General features: G+C 40.6%; 8 protein-coding genes. 5 read left to right on the top strand and 3 right to left on the bottom strand.

Features of this window, described 5'->3' with window-relative positions; all coding sequences use genetic code 11:
* Positions 1–7 precede the first annotated feature (7 nt).
* Genes VR7878_RS02315 through VR7878_RS02305 form a run of 3 tightly spaced genes read right to left on the bottom strand, consistent with a single transcriptional unit; the run spans position 8 to position 12762 of the window.
* A complete protein-coding gene (locus tag VR7878_RS02315) occupies positions 8–10327 on the bottom strand; it encodes a non-ribosomal peptide synthetase (protein WP_077333050.1) in 10320 nt (3439 codons plus the stop codon).
* Positions 10328–10348: 21 nt separating this feature from the next.
* Positions 10349–11434, bottom strand: a complete 1086-nt coding sequence (locus VR7878_RS02310) for a hypothetical protein (RefSeq protein WP_205409405.1) — start codon at positions 11432–11434, stop codon at positions 10349–10351.
* Positions 11435–11460: 26 nt separating this feature from the next.
* Positions 11461–12762, bottom strand: a complete 1302-nt coding sequence (locus tag VR7878_RS02305) for a KamA family radical SAM protein (RefSeq protein ID WP_077333048.1) — start codon at positions 12760–12762, stop codon at positions 11461–11463.
* Positions 12763–13515: 753 nt separating this feature from the next.
* Here VR7878_RS02305 and VR7878_RS02300 point away from each other — a divergent pair.
* The 5 genes from VR7878_RS02300 (at position 13516) to VR7878_RS02280 (ending at position 20740) form a co-directional block, all read left to right on the top strand.
* Entirely contained in the window at positions 13516–14565 is a 1050-nt protein-coding gene (locus VR7878_RS02300) for a pyridoxal-phosphate dependent enzyme (RefSeq protein WP_077333046.1), read from the top strand.
* Positions 14558–17230 carry a lyase family protein gene (locus VR7878_RS02295; RefSeq protein WP_159440419.1) on the top strand — a complete coding sequence of 891 codons (2673 nt, stop codon included), beginning with the start codon at positions 14558–14560 and terminating at the stop codon, positions 17228–17230. The genes VR7878_RS02300 and VR7878_RS02295 overlap by 8 nt, the downstream gene beginning before the upstream one ends.
* A 38-nt stretch (positions 17231–17268) precedes the next feature.
* Entirely contained in the window at positions 17269–19686 is a 2418-nt protein-coding gene (locus VR7878_RS02290; RefSeq protein ID WP_077333042.1) for a penicillin acylase family protein, read from the top strand.
* Positions 19687–19778: 92 nt separating this feature from the next.
* Positions 19779–19961, top strand: coding sequence for an MbtH family NRPS accessory protein (locus VR7878_RS02285; RefSeq protein ID WP_139343979.1), 183 nt, complete (start codon positions 19779–19781; stop codon positions 19959–19961).
* A gap of 5 nt (positions 19962–19966) precedes the next feature.
* On the top strand, positions 19967–20740 hold the full coding sequence (locus VR7878_RS02280) for a class I SAM-dependent methyltransferase (protein WP_235862835.1): 774 nt from the start codon (positions 19967–19969) through the stop codon (positions 20738–20740).
* Positions 20741–20789 lie beyond the last annotated feature (49 nt).

Raw genomic sequence — 20789 nt, 5'->3', positions numbered from 1 at the left:
CTACGCCTCACTCAACAAATTCAGTAATCAATTGTTCCAAACCATATATCGTCGGGTTCAGGTAAAAATTACACAGTGGAACCTTCACACCAAACTGAGTATCAATCTGACTCAATAACGAAACCGCCAGTAACGATTGACCACCGAGAAGAAAGAAATCATCCTCAATACCAAATGTTGTTTCCACATTTAATATCTGACGCCACAAATCGTGTAACGCTATTTGCGTATTGGTAACCGGTGCTTTGGCGACTGACTTCAGTCCAACAGATTGCAAACGACTCATATCTACTTTTCCGCTTGTCGTTTGAGGCAGTTGAGTCAGAAACACCACCTGATGAGGTAACATGTAAAAAGGTAACTTTTTACTGAGTTCAGCCTTAATTCGTCTCTCATCAATTTGTGTAAACGTCGAGGATGTGCTGGCCCCTACCTGATGCTCAAACCAGATACACGGATCAAAATAAACTGCTCGGTCATGCTCAATATCGACTGTTACCGGCTGTAATGTCTGTGGCAACTTGAAATGACCGGAATTGGTCAGTGTTTGCCCGGTCCACCGTTGCCAGTCTTCGATACTGCCTTCAATATACTGAGATTGCGTTGATATCGCAGCCTTTCGTCCGCCCATCGATTCATGAACACGTAACCAAGAATCGACTAATTTACCGTCGTCTCTGCGATATTCAGACCACTCATCTAATGAACTCTCTGGCTGAGCGACTTTGCCGATCGGCCGCACCGGAACCAAGATTGAATCGAGGTGATGGCTACTGGCCAGAGCCTGAAATGCGGTGACTAAAGACTGACTGAATCCTCGTCCTTGTTGCTCAGAAATAACCACACCGGCTAAAACCATCAGGCAATTAGGCTGGTGGTGTTGATCGGTAATGGCTTGCCGGATGCCCTGATCCCACCCTGTAGGAATATCTTCATCCTTGCCGGACCAGTAAATCGGCACGGTATTGGCTATCGCAATCAGACTACCGGCAGCATCTGTGACGGTGATCTGATAGTCCGGGAAAGACTGATAAATTTCAGGCCAATAGACTTTCAGCGTATGACTACCTGCAAAATATTCAGGCCATATATCAACATGAATCGCATCCATCACCGCCTTCTGTGCGGGCTGCTGGCTGACGGTAAACAGGTATAAATCCTGACCGCGATGATTGATCACATTGATGCTTTTTTGCAGCTCGACAAAGGCTGTCATTGTTTGGGTCGCTTCATTTTTAAAACACTTCACCGCAGCACCAGAAACAAAAGGCAGCTGCTCAAGGGCGTTTTCGACTCCTTCTAACTCAATCCGATTACCGCCGAGTTTAACCTGTCGATCTCCCCGACCCAAAAAGTAAATGGTGCCGGATTGGTCATATTTCCCCAGATCGCCCGTTTTGAATAAACGTACCGACTGACCTTGAATCTCGGTTACGATAAATGACGTACGAGTTTTATCTGCTTCGCCCAGATACCCCTGCGCTAAACCCGGTGATTGAACATAGATCTCACCCGGAATACCAATCGGAACAGGCTGCAAATACTTGTCCAAAACATAGATGCGGGCATTATCGATAGGTCGGCCAATGGGGACAATATCACCGACAAATGCTTCCCTTGCATCGAATTGTGTTGCATCGACAGTGACTTCCGACGGGCCATAGTGATTGCTGAGTCTTCCATCGTATAAGCGCAAGCACTTATCTCGAATCACGCGAGTCAATGGCGCGCCACCGGAAATGATTAATCGAACGCTTTTGGCAACGTTCAGATCGGCATGTGTCAGGTAATCAACATAAGTATCCAGCCACGTAGGAACCATCTGCAAAATGGTGATACGATTTTCATCAATAAAATTAGATACTTCAGCAACATTATTTTTAATCGCATGACCCGGGATATAAACGGATGCGCCACGGGAGAGCGGCCAGTAAATTTCTAAAACCGATGCATCGAATGCAAATGTCGTGAGATGCAATACACGATCAGAATCAACCAAGTCATAATGACGTTGAGTTGAACTGAGAAGATTCACTAATCCTTGGTGTTGAATTGGAATACCTTTTGGCCGGCCTGTTGTACCAGAGGTGAAAATAATATAGGCCAGATCTTCACCGGATATTTCACGATCAATAAACGCTGATGAATCCGACATTTCCGGAATGTCATTGATATCAAATAAACGACATGACAAATCACAAGTGCTGATTAACCCTGACTCAGATATCATATAGTTTGAACAGCTGATCTCAAAAATATCATAAAGTCGCTCAACGGGAGTATCACCACTGACAGGTATATACGGACAGGCAATTTTATGACAAGCGAGCATTGCGATAATCGGTTGCACACCATGATTTAAGAAAACAACGACCGATTCACCGGCATTAACACCGGAATCAACCATATGGTTTGCTAAATTATTCGCATGATCGCGAAGTTGTGAATAAGTATAACGTTGCTCTCCATCGACAACTGCAAGCTGTTGCGGATGATGATGCGCATGATGATTGACACCAGAGACCAAATCATGAGTGTTATCAATCATATTATCTGTTTGATTAAAATCGGATAATATATGAGACTGATTTGCTTCACTCAACAGAGAAATATGTTGAATCGGAATATCGATATTGGCGATCGCTTGTTCAGTGATATGATGGAGGCTATTCATCATTTCTGTAATCGTCTCTTCCCTGAACAGATTGGTATTATAGATACAGTAGAAAGTAATCTCTTCAGCAAACCGGTCCACAACAAAGGTGAGATCGAATCTGGCTGAATGCGCTTCCGTCGCCTCTAGTCTTGAATCGAAAGATGCTTTGAGCCCGTCAAAATGGAATTTATCTAATTCTTCATTTTTATCATTCTGAACACCATACATGATTGAAAATAGTTTTGTTCTGGAAAGATCCTTTGGCAGATCTAATTCTTCAATCAATTGATTACAAGGATAATAATGGTGTTCAAACGCATCGAGCGATGTTTGCTTCACATCTCTCAACAATGACGAAAATGCAACATTATCCCGGACAAACGATCTCATCGGCAATGGTGTTGCAAACAGCCCGATTGAAGATTTCAGGCTATCACTGTCTCGGCCGGCTATCGGACTGCCGATGACAATGTCATCCTGACCAGTCACTTTATATAAATATGTATTTAAAACTGACAACATGAACATAAATAAAGTGACATTATTTTCTTGTAGGGTGAAGTCAATTTTCTTCGTGAATGCTTCCGAGAAATTCAAATCAACTGTTGCACCATCATAAGTTTGAATCGGTGGCCGGGGGAAATCGGTCGGTAATTCAAGTGGCGGTGGTAACTCAGCAAATTGGTTCAGCCAGTATTGACGATGATGTTCAATCCGCCCTTCTTTATTTAATCCGTTCATCCAGATCGCATAATCACTATATTGCAACGCAATTTCTGGCAAAGGGAGATGTGTATGATTGACAACATTGTTGTAAATCATCGATATTTCTTTCAAGCAATTGATAGTTGATGTCTCATCCCAAATAATATGATGCACAACAAAAACAACCTGATATATGTCTCCGGGATAAGCAACGATTTTCAACCTGAACAGGGGGCCATTATCAAGATCAAATGGGATATTCCCGTAATAGGCAGCAATATCATTGGCAGTGTCAACAAGATGGTTTGGTTCAATATCGGTACGATCAATAAAGACCGTTTCTATATCTAATTCCGCTGGTTCAGCGATAATTTGATAAGGAACACCGTCACAATATTCAAACCGGGAACTCAATACATGATGCCGTGATATAAACATATTCCATGCATGAATCATGGCATCTCGATTTAATTCTCCGTCTAAGAAAAGATTGGAAATACTGACATTATATAATGAGCTATCCGGTGCTGACTTAAATGCAAACCATTCAGGGACTTGACACGGAGCGACCTCAAACCGGCTTTGATAACCGAGTGGCTTGAGCGCATCGGTGATGTGTTCAACGTTTTGATGCTGCGCTGAAACAGAATCAATGTACGCGGAGAGTTGTTTGATCGTTGGGTTTTCAAATAATACTTTGATTGCTAACTCTAAGCCTGTTGCTTGCTGGGTTTTAATCATCGTCTCAGCCGCCAGCAGCGAGTGTCCGCCAATCGCAAAAAAGTTATCGTTGATACTGATAGCACTCAATTGAAAAACATGACACCAAATGGCAGCGATGCGCTGTTCCGTTACAGTTTGCGGGCTGACAAAATTAGCGCCATCGGATATATGTTGTGACTCAACTGACGGCAGTTTTTTCCGATCAACTTTACCGTTGTCGGATAATTCAAAATACGGCACATGGATAAAGTAAGAAGGCACCATATAATCACTGAGCTTTTCATGGCAGTAATTAAGCAGCAAGGCCGTCTCTATCGGTTCTTTATTATCAGTAACATAATAGGCAACCAGTGCTTCATGCCCTGTACTCTTGTTTAAACAAACCACTGATTCTCTGACCTTGTCGAAACTGTTAATCACCGTTTCGACTTCTCCGGCTTCAACCCGCAGCCCGCGAACTTTCAGCTGAAAATCCGATCTTCCGACAAATTCTATTGCATAATCATCCAGATATCTGGCGATGTCACCGGTTCGATATATCCGGCTTCCCGGGCAATCAGGGAATGGATTCGGAACATATTGCCGGGCCGTTTTTTTCGGATCGCCGAGATATCCGCGACCGACGCCAATACCACCGATATAAATCTCACCGGTTAAACCTTTCGGCAGCGGGTTATAGAATTTATCCAATATGAACGTTTTCATATTCGGTAAACTTTGATGAATGGGCATGTACGGCAAATGGAAATGGCGGTCATCTACTATTTTATAATGGATGCTGTCATCAGAAATTTCTGTTGCGCCATACGCATTGATCAATAAGCAATTGAATGGTAAAGCGTACCATCGTTTGACCAGATCCGTCGGTAATGCTTCAGCATTACAGATAAATTGTTTCAGGCAAGAGATGTCAAATTGGTTCGGAGTGCTTTCGAGAACATCTAGTAAAAGTTTTAAATGGGATGGCACTGACTGAATTAAAGAGATATTGAATTTCTGAATATCAGCCAGTAACAGATTTGGTTCCCATGCATTGTTTCCTTGCAAAATCACTGATTTTGCACCGCACAATAACGGACTTAATAACTGCCAAATCGATACATCGAATGTTTGTACCGCAATCTGCCCCAGTACCGTAGTTTCATCCATATCCAGATCGAAGCATTTGGCGTACAGATGGTTAATCATCCCTTCATGTTCAATCATTACCCCTTTGGGCTGTCCTGTTGAACCAGACGTGTAAATCGTATAGGCCAGATCACCAAGCCGCGGGAACCAAGTATCATCAAATCCGGATATATCGATATGGTACGTTCTGCCAATCGGTATCAGTTCACAGTGATGATCGATATTGTTCAGTATTGAACCGTTGTCGTCATCGACAAATACGATCTCAGCATGAATTTGCTCCAAAATGAACGCGGTTTTTTCTGCATGTCCATCAGGATTTAAAGGAACAAATGAACAGCCCGCCATTTGACATCCCAAAATAGCGGCAAGGTAATCGATGCTTCTTTCCATCAATAAGCCGATTTGACTCTCACGCTGACATCCTTTCTCATGCAACATAATTGCAATTTGTTTTGCTCTGTCAGCAAGTTGTAAATAGGTGATGCTTGACTGATTACAGATAGCAGCAATATGCTTCGGCGTTTTTTGACATTGCGATAAAAAGCATTCGATGAAGGTTTTGTCATTATCGTATTTAATTGATGACGAATTTGGATCATCGATTAAGATCCGGTACTCATTTTCAGTCACCAACGGCAGAGATTCAATCGGCGCCTCGGTGTCCTCTAACAGTAAATCGAGCAGATTGACAAAGTGCCGGCTGAATTGGGCAATTCTAGCCTCACTGAATAGATCACTATCATATTCAAATGCAGCAAGTAGATCGTGGTCACGCTCATAGACCGCAAGCAAAATGTCAAATCTGGACATTTTGTTATCGAATATATAATCCGTAAATGTCAGGTCTCCGACTTTAAGCTCAGAATGATGCTCATTTTGCAGCGTAAACATTGTTTGAAAAAGCGGATGTCGTACGGGATCTCTTTCAACGTTGAGTTCCCGAATCAGTTCATCCACACCGACACACAGATGATCCATACTATTACGGGTATGCAAGGCCGATTGCTTTACTAACTCAGCAAATGACGTTTCATCCGAAATTGTTGACTTGCATATCCAAGTATTGACAAAAAGACCAATCATTTTTTCAAATTCAGGATCATTCCTGCGCTGGACTGGCAGGCCGATAATAACTTCTTGTGATTGTGAATATCGATGTAAAAAACTCTGATACGCTGATAACAAAGCGACAAACATGGATGTATTGTTGTTTTTAATGAAAAACTTCAATTTGGCTTCTGTCGTTTTCGGGATCGTAAACGTGTGTAACTGACCATTAAATTGTTGCTGCCCCGGGCGTACTTTGTCATTGGGTAACTGTAACGTCGGAATCGTTCCGGACAGATGATTCTTCCAAAACTGAAGCGCTTCCCCATGATGTTGCTCATACTCGAACTTCTCCATCGCAACATAATCCCCGAAACGCTTATGAATCGGCTCTAAATTAACCGGTTGATTCGATTCAAACGAACGATAAAACTCAACCAGTTCTTTTCTCATCAATGCAATCGACCACGCATCTGTCACAATATGATGTACCGTTAAGATAAGAATATGTTCTGTCTTTGATTTTCGAATGAGATGGGCTCGAATTAATGGCCCGGATTCTAAGCTGATGGGTTGTTGGCTATGCCATCTCAGCGCTTGTTCAATTTGAATAGATGCCTCAGCAGCATTCAAATCCGAGTAATCTGATTGTGTTAATTGAAAATCGATTACTGCATCAACAATTCTGGTCGGTTTCACATCGGTGGCAGAAAATTTTGAGCGCAAAAGCTCATGTCTGTCAATAACTGCCTGTAAACTTTGTGCTAACCATGACTCATTTAAATCGCCAGTGATACAGAGATAATCAACCGCATTATAGGCTGGTGATAATGGATCATATCGATGGATGTACCATAAATTTAACTGGGCTGCACTCAACGCATGATCGTCGCGAACATCCGAATTTTCTGCAGATAAATTGACAGAATATTCAGGATGTTGCCGAAGTTTAATCTCTAACTGCCGGGCAAAATCGCGGATAGTCGGAAAGTTCAAAATATCTGAAACTTTGATACCGTAGCCAAATGCCTTGGTCAGCCTTGAAGCTATTTGAATGGCTTTGAGTGAGTTACCACCGACATAGAAAAAATCATCGGTGACACCAAAATCGGCCAGTGGCATGAATTGAGACCATATATGATGAATTTCTTCTTCCAATTGATTCTCAGGCAACACTTTCTCTGACGAGTGAGCAGGCAGCGCCAGTTGTGATAACTGCTGCTTATCAACTTTCATTGATGCTGTTAAGGGTAATTCTGGCAGACAAATGAATCGCGCAGGCATCATATAGGATGGTAAATGTTGCGCAATGACTTGTTTCGCCCGGCTCACGATCGCATCATCCAGCGAACCAATATACGCAACTAACTGAACTTCGTGATGATTGGAAACATGAGGTACAACAGCAACAGTATCGATCGCTGGCACCATCAATAACACATTTTCAATTTCACTGGTTTCAACCCGATAGCCTCTGATTTTTAGCTGGTTATCTTGACGATGGCGATGGTATAGCTGCCCGTCTTGTGAATAAATACAGATATCACCAGTTTTGTAGACTCGCTGTGACTGAGGTCGACCCAACGGGATATTGATAAAAGACTGCCGTGTTAACTGATCATCATTAAAATAACCATCGGCGATATAATCGCCGCCGATATAAAGCTCACCTTCAACATCATGCGGAACGGGTAACAGGTTCTGATCCAATACATATAATTCAGTATTTGCAATCGGTAACCCGATAGGAATATCTTTTTCAGCGTAATCCTCTGGCTTCCCGACTTTGTGATAGCAAACTGCAATCGTTGATTCACTCGGGCCGTAGATATTGAATAGTTCAATATCATTCAAACCGCATTTTTCCCATTTTTCGATCACATGATAGAAGAGTTTTTCACCACTGACGTTAATCAAACGACATGTCGCTAAATCATGGTGACAATCAGAATCGATGACAAAATCAAGTAAGCTGGAGAAATAGCCGGTGGGCAATGTCAGATAACTGATTTTCTCACGGGCCACTAATGAAAGGAGTGATTGATAGGCGTCATGAATTTCAGGAGAAATAACCAAACTTGCGCCAAATTTTAACGGAACAAGGACTTCTTCCAGAATGGTATCCGGGCCGATACTGGCAAATTGCAAACCAATATCATGACTCGAAATACGATAATGATTGCCGACTGAATTCACATAGTTCATCAACCCTTGATGATTAATTTGAATGCCTTTGGGTTTACCGGTTGTGCCTGATGTATAGATAATGGCTGCGCCATCGTTTGGTCGATGATGATAAGTTTGAAAACTGCCTGTATCTACGCTGTCAACGTGCTCTGAAGCATAAATAACATCATAACCATTTGATTCCAGCTCTTGCGAAGATGAATGTCGGTCTGCAATGATGAAAGTTGTGCTTGAATCGAGAATATCCGTTATTTTTTTATAAGGGAGATTGGTATTTAAAGGAAGGTACACAGCCCCGATTTTAAAACAGGCAAGCATACATAAGATATGCTCAAGCCGATCTGCAACCAGCACTGATACAACCGTTTCTGGCTGAATATCTGACTGCTGAAAAACCGTCGCTCTTTTTAAGATCTCTTGCTGCAAATCAGCATATGATAAGCGTTGCCGCTCTGTAATCAGTGAGATTTTATCGGGCGAAGCAGCAGCATGGGCATCAATCGCATTCGTGATGACTGAAATATCATCATCACGACGTTCACCACTGATGATCGAAGCATCTGACAAATGGCTTTGATAGTAACGCTCATTTAATTGAATGAGGCTCTCGGTGCTTCCTTCAAGCAATGCATCCAGATAATAATTGAAATATGATGTAAAACTTTTAATCAAGGCACTACTTAATTTTCTTTCTTTATAATTAATTCTTAAGTCAACCCCGGAATCTGATAATTCATATTCAAGATAGAGATCATGATCACTCACATTTAATTCTGGGGTAATATTGTGTACTTCACAGTCGTCCAGCATCAGTTTAACTTGACTGATTGCAACTTCGTTGATGCCGACATTGATCACTTTACCGTCAGTTATGTTACCGGCATTTCTTAGATCAGTTAGAATCTGAGTATATGTGTATAGCTGATGTTTTTTGGATTTGATTCTTTGTTGCGTATTTTTCTTAACCAATGTACCCAGATCATCATTTCCTGCTAAATCAACCCAAAAAGGAATATTGTTCACAAAACAACCCGGTAATTTAGCATACTGAGGACGACGAACCTGTACCGGATGCAATATGGCAAATTGATTCGCATTAGAAAATCTCGACAATGTTGCCGAGTATGCTGTCAGCATCACAATGAATGGTGATGTTCTATTGCTGATACAATAATTTTTGATTTGTTGAACATAGTCTCCACCAAGCTGGAAGAAATGGTATCGACTAAATTTTTCATCTTGCTCTTTATACTTTCTGAATGGCAGTTCAAGAGCCTGTTCCTTATCTTGGAGTAAATGACACCAGTAGTTGCTATCAGTCTCATTCTTTTCATGAGTAAATAAATCCTTTTCGATCTCCAAGACCTGAGTCAGATCGATTGAATCATTTGTTTCATTGAATGGAACCGTATCATTGACGATACGGTTATATTCATTATTTAAAAAATCAATCAGAATTTTTCCGGATAATCCATCAGAAACAATGTGATGGAAGTTAACAACAAATAAAGCTCTCTCCTCTGATATAGTGAGAAATCCGGCTTTAAACAGGGGTAATTTTTCTAAATTAAAATGACAATAGATGATATCTGAAAGTTCACTGATATTTTCAAGTTGTTCATTGAAAACAATATCCTTTTCAATGAATTCTACTGACACATGATCGACTAAATAACGATACGGAATGCCATCTGTCTCTAAGAAATAAGATCGCGTTGTTTCATAACGGTTGATAAATAAAGAGAATGCTTCTTTTAATGCATCCTTATTAAACTTACCAACAATATCAAATACAAAATATGTATTATAGCTAGTGTTGTTATCACCTAACTTACAATCAATCCAAATATTTTCTTGCGACCGCGTCAATGTGAACATTCTTTACCCCGTAAATTTAATTTAGTTGAAATATGATTGTAATTTTCCGCGCCGACGAATATCTAATGTGGCACAGTGGAAAGAACCACCAAGTGCGTTGAAGTTTTTAAATGGTGTTGTAATCACATCAATGCCATGCTGCATTAAAGTATCTTGAATACTTTTCTCATCTTGCTCGACAATTGCGATGTTCTCATCAATCATAAAAATATTCATACTGATCCATTTACTCGAAAAATGGAGTGGATAAGAATCAGGGAAACATGGCGTGGGTGCGGTAATAATATCCCAATCTTTAAACTGTTTCGGTAAAGTACGGATTTTGTCCGGATGAACTAATAATTTGCCGGGCGCAAGCGGCATAAATGTCGTATCAATATGCATAGCATGTTGATCGTCAAACTCTAATTGATGAAGACGGTACTCATCCCCCAAATGCCGCTCTAGCCAATCAAATCCGCTCTGATTCGTGACATGGCTTAACTGACCGAAAATATCTTTGCCACACCGAACAAAATCAGCAGCATCAAAAGTCGGTTCAAACTCAGTAAGACAAGATTTAAAACGCTCACCTTTTTTACCCGGTACAAAATTCTCTTGGTAAAGTTCATCGGTTAGCTGTGGTTTAGGGGCGCTTGACCATTTACATCCAGAGGCAAAATATTCTTTCAACAGCGGGCGATAAGCGTTCACTTCATGATACCGGGAGCGCCATGACATAGGGCATTCAATAATTTCATTACCCACCACAAGCAATAAATCACGCGGCATCGCGGCATAAAGGCTATTATCTTCTTTCCAGTCCGGTGTTGCGTAAGGTTTTGCAAAACCATAGTTAGTCGGGCGGCGAACAACAATACCTCGTGATTCCAATAACTGAGCAAACATATCTAATTCATGATTAGCATTACGAATTAATTCATGATTAAACGGCTTACCTGCATTTTTTTTAAAAAAGTCATGCTGTTTCTCTGGTAATACCGGTCCCATATATGAATGCCATGTCGGCACCATTGATTCATCTGCAATACCAACAATAACTTCTTCTAATTTATCCCATTCATTAAAGCAATTTACCATGCTATTATTTTCATTCGTTTTTTCCACGATCTATTCCTCGCTAAGATCCAATACTATTGATTGATTTTTTGAATTAACAGGTCTTTATGAGCGTCTAATTTCTTTTTGTCGCACCATATTTCACGACCCTCTTTGCTGAGTTCATCCAGAGGATCACAATGAAAGAAAATTTTATCCGGATCGAGGTTTGGAGATTTCCATAAAGATATACCGGATAATTCGTCATAGTATTCATAAGAACAGATTTGACGCTTCCCGCCTCCCATCAACAGATCACAAACTATCGTTGGGGTATTAAAACCAGCCGTACTTCCACGAATGGATTTCTCGATATAAACTGCTGTTTTTAATGATGTTCTCAAATGTTCTGAATACGGAACCATGTCATGGAGATAAATATAATAAGGCTGAACCCCCATATATGAGAGATACTTAATAAGCGTCTTCATTATTTCCGGGGTATCATTCACCCCCGCTAATAGAACAGACTGATTACGAACAATAATTCCTTTCTTGAAAAGAAGTGATAACGCCTCTCTAGTCCACTCTGTAATTTCTTTGGGATGGTTAAAATGAGTATGAAGAAATACCTGTTTGTCCTTTTCCCGTCCATATTCAACGACATTAGAAATCGCATTCGTCCAATCATGATCACCCAATACTTTCATGGGTAAAACAGCTAACCCCTTCGTTGCAAATCTGACTCTGCGTATATTGGGGATATCTAATAATGATTTACCGATTAACTCGATATGCTTAGCTGATATCTGATAAAGATCCCCTCCCGAAATGACCACATCTTCTATGTCTTCATTGTCTCTCAGGTAATGAAATGCTTCGGTCCAGTTTTTGGGTTTTGGACCATACATATCCTTTTCTTTGGTTTTTGTTGAGCCACCGACAAGCCGACTCCGCGTACAGTACATACAATAAACCGGACAGACCGTAATCGGCAGGAACAACACTTTGTCAGGATAACGGTGAACGATAAGAGAACCTTTACCATTCTGTTTCTCTGCCAAACTGTCATCATCACTCCACGGATGAGGCGCTCTCATTTCACTTTCCAGCGGAAGGTACTGTTTTCGCAGTGGATCATGATATGGCTCTGACCAATCGATTTGTGAGAAAAGATAAGGCGTAATCCGAATATTCATTGCACTTTTTTCAAGCCCGCTCCTGATATCAGCCAAAAATATCGGGTCAACAATATCCGACAATAAACTTACAATTCTATCTAACGAATGAATTGAGTTTTTTAATTGCCATTTATAGTCAAAAAACGCTTCTCGCCCTATATTTTCCCAAGCAGGAATAGCATTCCAAAAGCAATCATTTCTAAAATTATATTGCATAAGTCCCACTTTATTTTCAGAGTTTATTTTTCACAAAAAACTTACCAACCATATTCAATATGGTCGGCAGCATTTATTTATGTGTAAATTTGACAAAGAATCACATTATTTTATTCAAATATTAATAATTCTATAATTATCGTCAACGAACGACTAAAAATTACGCCATTTCAAAATAAAATTTGACTCAATAAAATTGACTACTTACTTTAAGCTATTCCACATCCAATACCTATTCAACCGAGAATAATAATTTTTTGGTCTTGTATGATCTTGATCTCATTAAAAAGCCATATAAACTATAAAATCAACATAAAACAGAATATTTAACCAATAAAAAATCATTAAATCAGTTTTATGAACTACTTAATAACATTAATATCGATTAAAATTTCACTTGAATTGTCTTCTTTGTTCTGTATAGTTTTCAACAAAATTTGGCAAAAACTACTGTAAAAGCATTTAATTACACATGCCACATAGGGCTAACGTGAATAGTTATTACGTATTGTCATGAATTTATTGAGCATTACAATCTGAAGATACATTATTTATATATATATTTCAGACAAAGTATAAACTAGCGTTATGGGTATGTAGTTAAAAAATTAATAATTTGTAATCAAATGTAAATAAATGAATTAATTATTGGTGAGAACTTATTGCAGAGAAAATATGATTAAACCTATCACAGTGAAATAAGCTTCTCTTACTATCAATTTCTAACAGACAAATTTATATGGATCGTAAACCATGGAAGTTTCTACCCAATTAGAGATTTTTGAAAAGTCCTCAATCGCGTTTAGCATGCCAAAATTAGTACATGTCAGAGAAAATTTATATGCTTGTGTTTTTTCTGTCATGAAAATACTTCCGGCAAGATATATCATTGAACAAGGTATTAAACGTGGAGAAATAAAAAGTAATACAACCATTGTTGCAACCTCTTCTGGGACATTCGCCTTAGGTGTTGCAATGGTTTGTCGCGAGCTTGGCTTAAAGTTCGTTATTTTCGGTGATCCTGCGATTGATGAACACCTGTACCGAAAGCTGAAATTACTCGGTGGAGAAATCGTTATCGTGACGAATCCGTCGATACCGGGTTCCTATCAACATTTAAGATTAAAAGCCCTGCATCAGTACCTTCAAGATAACCCGAATTCGTTCTGGATGCGGCAGTATGATAACCCTGACAATAGTAAGTCATATGAAGCGTTGGGGCGTTTAATCGTAGAAAAACTGGGAAAAAACTTAGTTCTTGTCGGTTCCGTCGGCTCAGGTGGCTCCACTGGTGGCACAATTCGTGGTATGAGAACCTACCATCCCGGAATACCTTTAATTGGAGTGGACACGTTTAATAGTGTTCTCTTCGGACAACCCAATGGCATCAGACAATTACGCGGCTTAGGCAATACCCTCTTACCCAAGAATGTATCCCATTCACTGTATGACGAAATCCATTGGGTTTGTGCCTCAGATGCGTATCACAATACGCTCGAGTTATTAGAAAAGGCGTGTTTATTCTGTGGTCCAACAAGTGGTGCAGCTTATCAAGTCGCAGCCTATAAAGCTAAATCCGATCCAGCGAACCAATATGTTTTTATCGCTCCTGATGAAGGGTATCGCTATCAAGATACGGTCTACAACGAAGCATGGAGAAGTCAGCAGGATTTCTATCGCCCGACCACAACCTTAAAACCGCAACAAGTTGATCACCCTCGTGATGCCGTTGGTACATGGTGTGCGTTTCACTGGGGACGCAGAACTTATGAAGAAGTTTTGGAGCTCAGTTATCATGAATAATGAATATATTATATTTATTGAGAGCAACACATCAGGCTCTGGCGAACAATTTGTAGACTTAGCGATAAAAGAAGGGCTTGTGCCTGTTTTCCTGACAAGTACGCCTGAAAAATATCCTTTTCTGACCAAATTATTTATACATCCCGTTATTTGTGACACGAAAGATGATGATAATTTGTTCAAGCTGATCTCTCAGTATTCAAATGTAGTGGGGATATTTTCTTCTTCTGAATACTATATTGAGATCGCAGCTAAGCTTGCGAAGGCGTTTGGTCTGCCCGCAAACACACCAACGGCTGTGAGCCATGCAAGAAATAAAGCTCAGCTTTGTCATATCTTGAATACGGCTGATCTGGCCATTCCACATACGGTTGAAATTTGTGATTTTCAAGCTTTCGATCGTCATTCGGGGCATTTTAAGTTTCCGGTTGTTGCCAAGCCGACATCAGGTTCCGGCAGTTCACTCGTCAAACTCTGTAATGACTCAACGGAACTTCAGACACACGTTGAAAAGATTTTCGCGCAACAGGTCAGTCACCCTCTATCGACAACCAAGCAGAGTGTGTTAGTACAGGAATATGTTGCAGGCGAGGAATTTTCTGTAGAAACATTTTCTCACAATGGTACCACTCACGTTATTGGGATCACCCAAAAACATCTTGCATCTCCGCCCTACTTTATTGAATCTGGTCACGAGTTCCCCGCTGAGATTGATCCTCAGCTTAGTGCCAAAATCGAAGCACTGGTTATCAATGCTCTCAACGCAATAGATTATCACTTTGGTCCAGCTCACACTGAAATCCGGGTACGGCATAACACCCCCTACCTCATTGAAATTAATCCCAGATTGGCCGGGGGAATGATCCCGGAACTGATTAAACAGGCGACAGGGTTAGATCTGGTGTTACAAACTCTGCGCTTATATACAGGCAAGCCGACTCAACTACAGAGTCAGCATCATTTGCACGCTTGTATTCGGTTTATCATTGCCAACCAAAATGGTTACTTCACAGACTTGAGGAAGCCAGCCGACAGTGCCATACGCATCACAAAACCGTTGGGTTCATATATCTCTTTAGCCCATGATTTCAGTGACCGTTTAGGTTTTGTTATTACCACTTCGACTCAGAATCAAACCGCGATCAATCAGGCTGAAAATGAGATAGACAATGCTGACATTGTCTTTAGTCATGACTCAGTAACAACGGATTCAACACTGAAAAACACCGGTCGGTTAGCCGCTGCACTGGATGAAGAACTACACCATCTGATTGCCCAACGCTACCCCCAACATGATTTATCTGAAGAGTACCTGCATTTGTCATGGATTGATTCAGCCCATGTCATGATGTTATTTAATCAGGGTTTTTTATCCGATGAAGCAACCCGGAAAATATTGGCTGAAATATCTGATTTACAGAAACATGATTTCGCGCAGCTGAAATCGTTCGTTTCTGCACGTGGTACATATCTGATCTACGAAAATTACTTAATTGAGAAATTAGGGATTGATATTGCCGGCAAAATCCATACCGGTCGCTCCCGTAATGATATTAATGCAACATTGTTTAAATTGACTGCACGTCAGTTAACGATAGAAATCTTTGAATCACTCTGGTTACTTCGTGCCACTTTGCTGCGTCAAGCGCAAGAAAACTTATCCACTGTTTTCCCGATTTACAGCCAGTATCAAACCGCATTACCAAGCAATTTAGCCTTCTATTACTTAGGACTTGATCAGGTTCTATCCCGCGACATGGCTGAATTGAAACATCACTTTGTGGATTTGTTAACGTGTCCGATGGGAAGTGGTGCCAGTGCAGGAACAACACTCCCGATTAATCCGACCGAAGTCGCTCATGCGTTAGGATTTCAATCTGTTGCCCAAAATGCATTGGATGCCATCGCGAATCGCGATATTGCTCTGCGAATCCAAAATACCCTGAGCACGATTGCCGTTACCATCAGCCGTCTTGCCACTGACTTCCATATTTGGGCAACAAATGAATTCTCTTTCATTGAGTTGCCAGATTCATTATGTGGCAGTTCTTCAATGATGCCCCAAAAAAAGAATCCATATTTGTTGGAAAAGGTAAAAGGATATTGTGCATCGATCATATCGAATCAAGCAAAAATGTTTAACACCATGCAGAAAACCCCTTTTTCTAACTCGGTAGAAGTTGGTACGGAAGCGATCATTCCTTTCCACGAAAGTATATTTCAATGTAAAAAATCACTTAGAGTCATGCAAAAACATATCGATTCTTTAACAGTAAATACGACGAATACAACGTCATCTGCTATTAAGCATGTAACTTGCGCCACATATATATGTGAACATCTGGTCAAGGAATATCACATTCCATTCCGGGAAGCTCACTTTAAAATCGGAGATAAAATCAGAGCATCACTAGAAAATAAAATGTCGGGGAATGACTCGGTATGGGAACTGGCACCAACCATTGAGGAGCAAAAACATACCCCGTTAACCTGGTCTGATCATTTGGAATATGGTAGTGGCCCCGGTTTTAAAAGTTGCAGAACTCAGTTGGCTCATGCGAATGATGCGCTTCGTATGGATTCTTTTTGGATGCATCGGATGAAGATTGATATAGACCGTCGAACAATCCCATTTAATGAGCAACTTGCCTCTTTTAAATGCTAAAGGTTTAGCCGGAAAGTTATGATACAAACGAATTCAATATGGGTGAAAAAGTGAACCTGATAAAATCTAAAAAATTTATTTTCTACATATTACTTTTAATATCAGGACTAATTTTAGCGTCCTTATATTATATCCTCAGCCAAACAGAGAGTCAGCGAACGGGAACTGTCAAATTAAACGGATTAGATGGGCCGGTTTTCGTCTTTCGTGACAACTATGGTATACCACATATCGATGCTTTGACTTCAGATGCCGATGCATTTTATGCATTAGGTTATTTACATGCACAAGATAGATTCTGGCAAATGGAGCTGCAACGTTTAACGGTTAAAGGACAACTCAGTGAAGTGTTCGGTGCCGATACCGTAGAAACTGATAAATTTATGCGCACTTGGGGATTTTATCGCTCAGCGGAACAGTCATGGCCGAAGTTCACCCCAAAACAGAAAGCACTCATTGTGAGTTATACACAAGGCGTCAATGCATTTATAGCGCAACAGAAGCTGCCAATAGAATTTAAAATCTTTGGTTTTAAGCCACAGAGATGGTCCGAAACAGACAGTATCGCATGGCAGAAAATGTTGGCCTACAATCTACAGTCCACTTGGAGTGAGAAGTTGAAAAATCAGGAGATCATGAATGATTTAGGTGAAGCGATGATCCCGGTTTTACATCCGAAGTATCCTGATTCAGGTCCGACAATTATGTCAGAGTCAGATCTCAGACAGATCACATTCAGCAATAAAGATTCTGTTGATAACTCTCAAATCATTTCTCAAAACTCAGCGGATGCCGACAGTATTTTTGCATCTTCAGCTGCAGTGAAAAAAGTAACGAACTTATTTCCGAATCATACAAAGGGCTCGAATAATTGGGTTTTATCCGGTTCAAAAACATCCACAGGCAAACCTATATTAGCCAATGATCTACATCTGGGTTTATCTTCGCCATCCTTATTCTACCTTGCCGAGATCAAAGGGCCGACCCTACACGTCACAGGTGCAACGATACCCGGAGTCCCCGGAGTAATCGAAGGCCATAATGATCACATCGCATGGGGCTCAACGAATGTCAATCCTAATGATTTAGAGTTAATTGTTGAAGATGGCAATAATAAAATTTTCTCACGAGATGAAGTCATCAAAGTAAAAGGTGAAGAAGACGTTAAATATCAGGTGCTCAGCACTAAGAATGGTCCAATTATTAATGACTATATTGATTTGCCATCAAATCAAGATAACAAATATATTTCCATTCAGTGGTCAGCATTAATGGACACGGATGTCACGGTGGGCAGCTTCATTGAAATGAATTATGCCCGCAACTGGCAAGACTTTCTGAAAGCGCTCAGTACATATGTGACACCAGCGCAAAACTTTGTTTATGCAGATACAGAGGGTAATATCGGTTATAAACTGGCCGGAAAGGTTCCGCTACGTGCCCAAACTGCCTATGGGCTTGTTTCAAGTCAGTCTTGGCAAGGCTGGCAAGGTTATATTCCTTTCGATCAATTACCACAAAGCTATAATCCGAAAACCGGCTTTATTGCTTCTGCTAATAATAAAGCGGCACCAGACAGTTACCCATATCAAATAGATTTAAGATGGATGGCTGCCCCATATCGGGTAGAAAGAATCATCGAGTTAATTTCATCTAAATCAAAATTATCAATGAAAGATAATATTGATATTCAGAATGATGTTAAAAATGAAATCTGGCACCAGCTCCGCCCTATCCTTCTGACGACAAAACCATTAAATAAAGAGAGTAAGGAAGGACTTGAATATCTCAAGAGCTGGGACGGACATATGACTGAAAACAGTATTGCTGCCAGTATATTTGCATACTGGGACAGAGAGATAAACCGCCTTTATCCGAGCAAATATCAGTCCGATTCAGATGAGCCATTATTCATTTTCTCACAATTAAGCCACAACGGTCAGTATTGTCAAAAAGCCGGTTTTTCTGATTGTGATGCATTCTTGCAAAATAGCTTACAAGTCGCGATGCAAAAACTTATCGATGATCAAGGAAATACACCCGAAAACTGGCACTGGGGAGAGATTCACATTGCCAGCTTTAAGAACAGTGTCTTTGGTGATGTACCACTCCTTAAATATATTTTCAATCGCCAGGTGAGTACCGCTGGTGGTAATCAGACAATCAATGATGGCGGCTATGATCACTCATTTACTCAAGTGGAAGGTGCGAGTTATCGACATATCATTAATTTAAATGATCTGGATGATAGTCTGTTTATCCACCCTCTTGGCCAGTCTGAAAACCCGTTAGATGAAAACTACGACAACCTGTTAGAGCAATGGAAAGAAGGTAATTATATTACGATAAAGGCACAAAATGTTGCAGATACTTGTGATATATCCAACGAAAAACAGATAGAGAGTGGTTGCCTGATATTACAACCAGTTACTGTTAACACGTTAAATACCGATTAGTAAAAACAGAATTGTTAATGTTAAACATATCTTGCACTTTATCTGCCAAAACGAAGTGCAAGATAACGCGATTCCAGTTACACGGAGATAGTATGAATTATCAAGTCGTTTATCATCAATCGAAGCAATATTCGATCTGGCCGGAGAATAAAGTCATTCCCAAAGGGTGGGCATCGACTGGTTTTTCCGGAAGCGAAACACAATGTCTCGATACTATTTGCGATGCATATGGTAAAATTTTCCCCAAACGTATCAATGAGGATCACCAAAATTGACAACTGTGAATACTAAAAATATTCATGTATGGAACGCATGGGTGCCGATTCATGTCCGCTCCGATTTCTACGCCATGGATGAATTCAAGAAAAACCCTGACTCGCTCAAAGCGCTCGACAAACAACTGCTGGGGGATCTGCAAGGTAAAAAGATCCTTCATCTGCAGTGTCATTTTGGCCAAGATACCCTGTCATTAGCACATGCCGGAGCGCATGTAACCGGGGTAGATTATTCACCTGAGGCGATCAAAACTGCCACAGCACTGGCTGCTGAATTGAATATACCGGCAAAATTCGTCTGCCAAGATGTCTTAGAACTGCAACTGGATCAGAAGTTTGACATCATCTACACCTCTTATGGGGTGATCAACTGGTTGTCCGATCTGAATCAATGGGCGCAAGTGATCCGCCGGCACTTAAAAGATGGCGGTCGCTTGGTGATGGTTGAATTTCATCCGTTTCTCAATGTACTCGACGATGAATTCAATAGCATTGGGTATGATTACTGCAATCAAGGTGACGCTGTCACATTTTCAGACCAGAAATCATATGTCAATAGTCCTGATGATCATGGGTCGTATACCACTTATGAATATTTACATCCGCTGTCCGATGTAATTAACGCGCTCACAAATGCCGGGATTACTTTTGAAATGGCAGAGTACCCCTACAGTAATTACAACTGTTTTCCGAATCTGTATGAGGTCTCTGAAGGTTCTGGAACTTATCGCCATCGGTTCAGTATCCCGATGATGTTTTCAATCGTCGGACAGCTATAAACCATGCTGATGACGTGCGTGGCTCGATTTGGGTGACGATCTGTATCTG

This window comes from Vibrio ruber DSM 16370 (assembly GCF_900163965.1).
Lineage (GTDB): Bacteria > Pseudomonadota > Gammaproteobacteria > Enterobacterales > Vibrionaceae > Vibrio > Vibrio ruber.
The sequence above is the reverse complement of the archived record's forward strand: the minus strand, read 5'-3'. Positions and strand labels throughout refer to the sequence as shown.

Bases quoted from the DNA above. Each gene is read 5' to 3' on its own strand.
- VR7878_RS02315 (WP_077333050.1), bottom strand. From the start codon at position 10,327: ATGTTCACATTGACGCGGTCGCAAGAAAATATTTGGATTGATTGTAAG.
- VR7878_RS02305 (WP_077333048.1), bottom strand. From the start codon at position 12,762: ATGCAATATAATTTTAGAAATGATTGCTTTTGGAATGCTATTCCTGCT.
- VR7878_RS02300 (WP_077333046.1), top strand. From the start codon at position 13,516: ATGGAAGTTTCTACCCAATTAGAGATTTTTGAAAAGTCCTCAATCGCG.
- VR7878_RS02295 (WP_159440419.1), top strand. From the start codon at position 14,558: ATGAATAATGAATATATTATATTTATTGAGAGCAACACATCAGGCTCT.
- VR7878_RS02290 (WP_077333042.1), top strand. From the start codon at position 17,269: ATGGGTGAAAAAGTGAACCTGATAAAATCTAAAAAATTTATTTTCTAC.
- VR7878_RS02285 (WP_139343979.1), top strand. From the start codon at position 19,779: ATGAATTATCAAGTCGTTTATCATCAATCGAAGCAATATTCGATCTGG.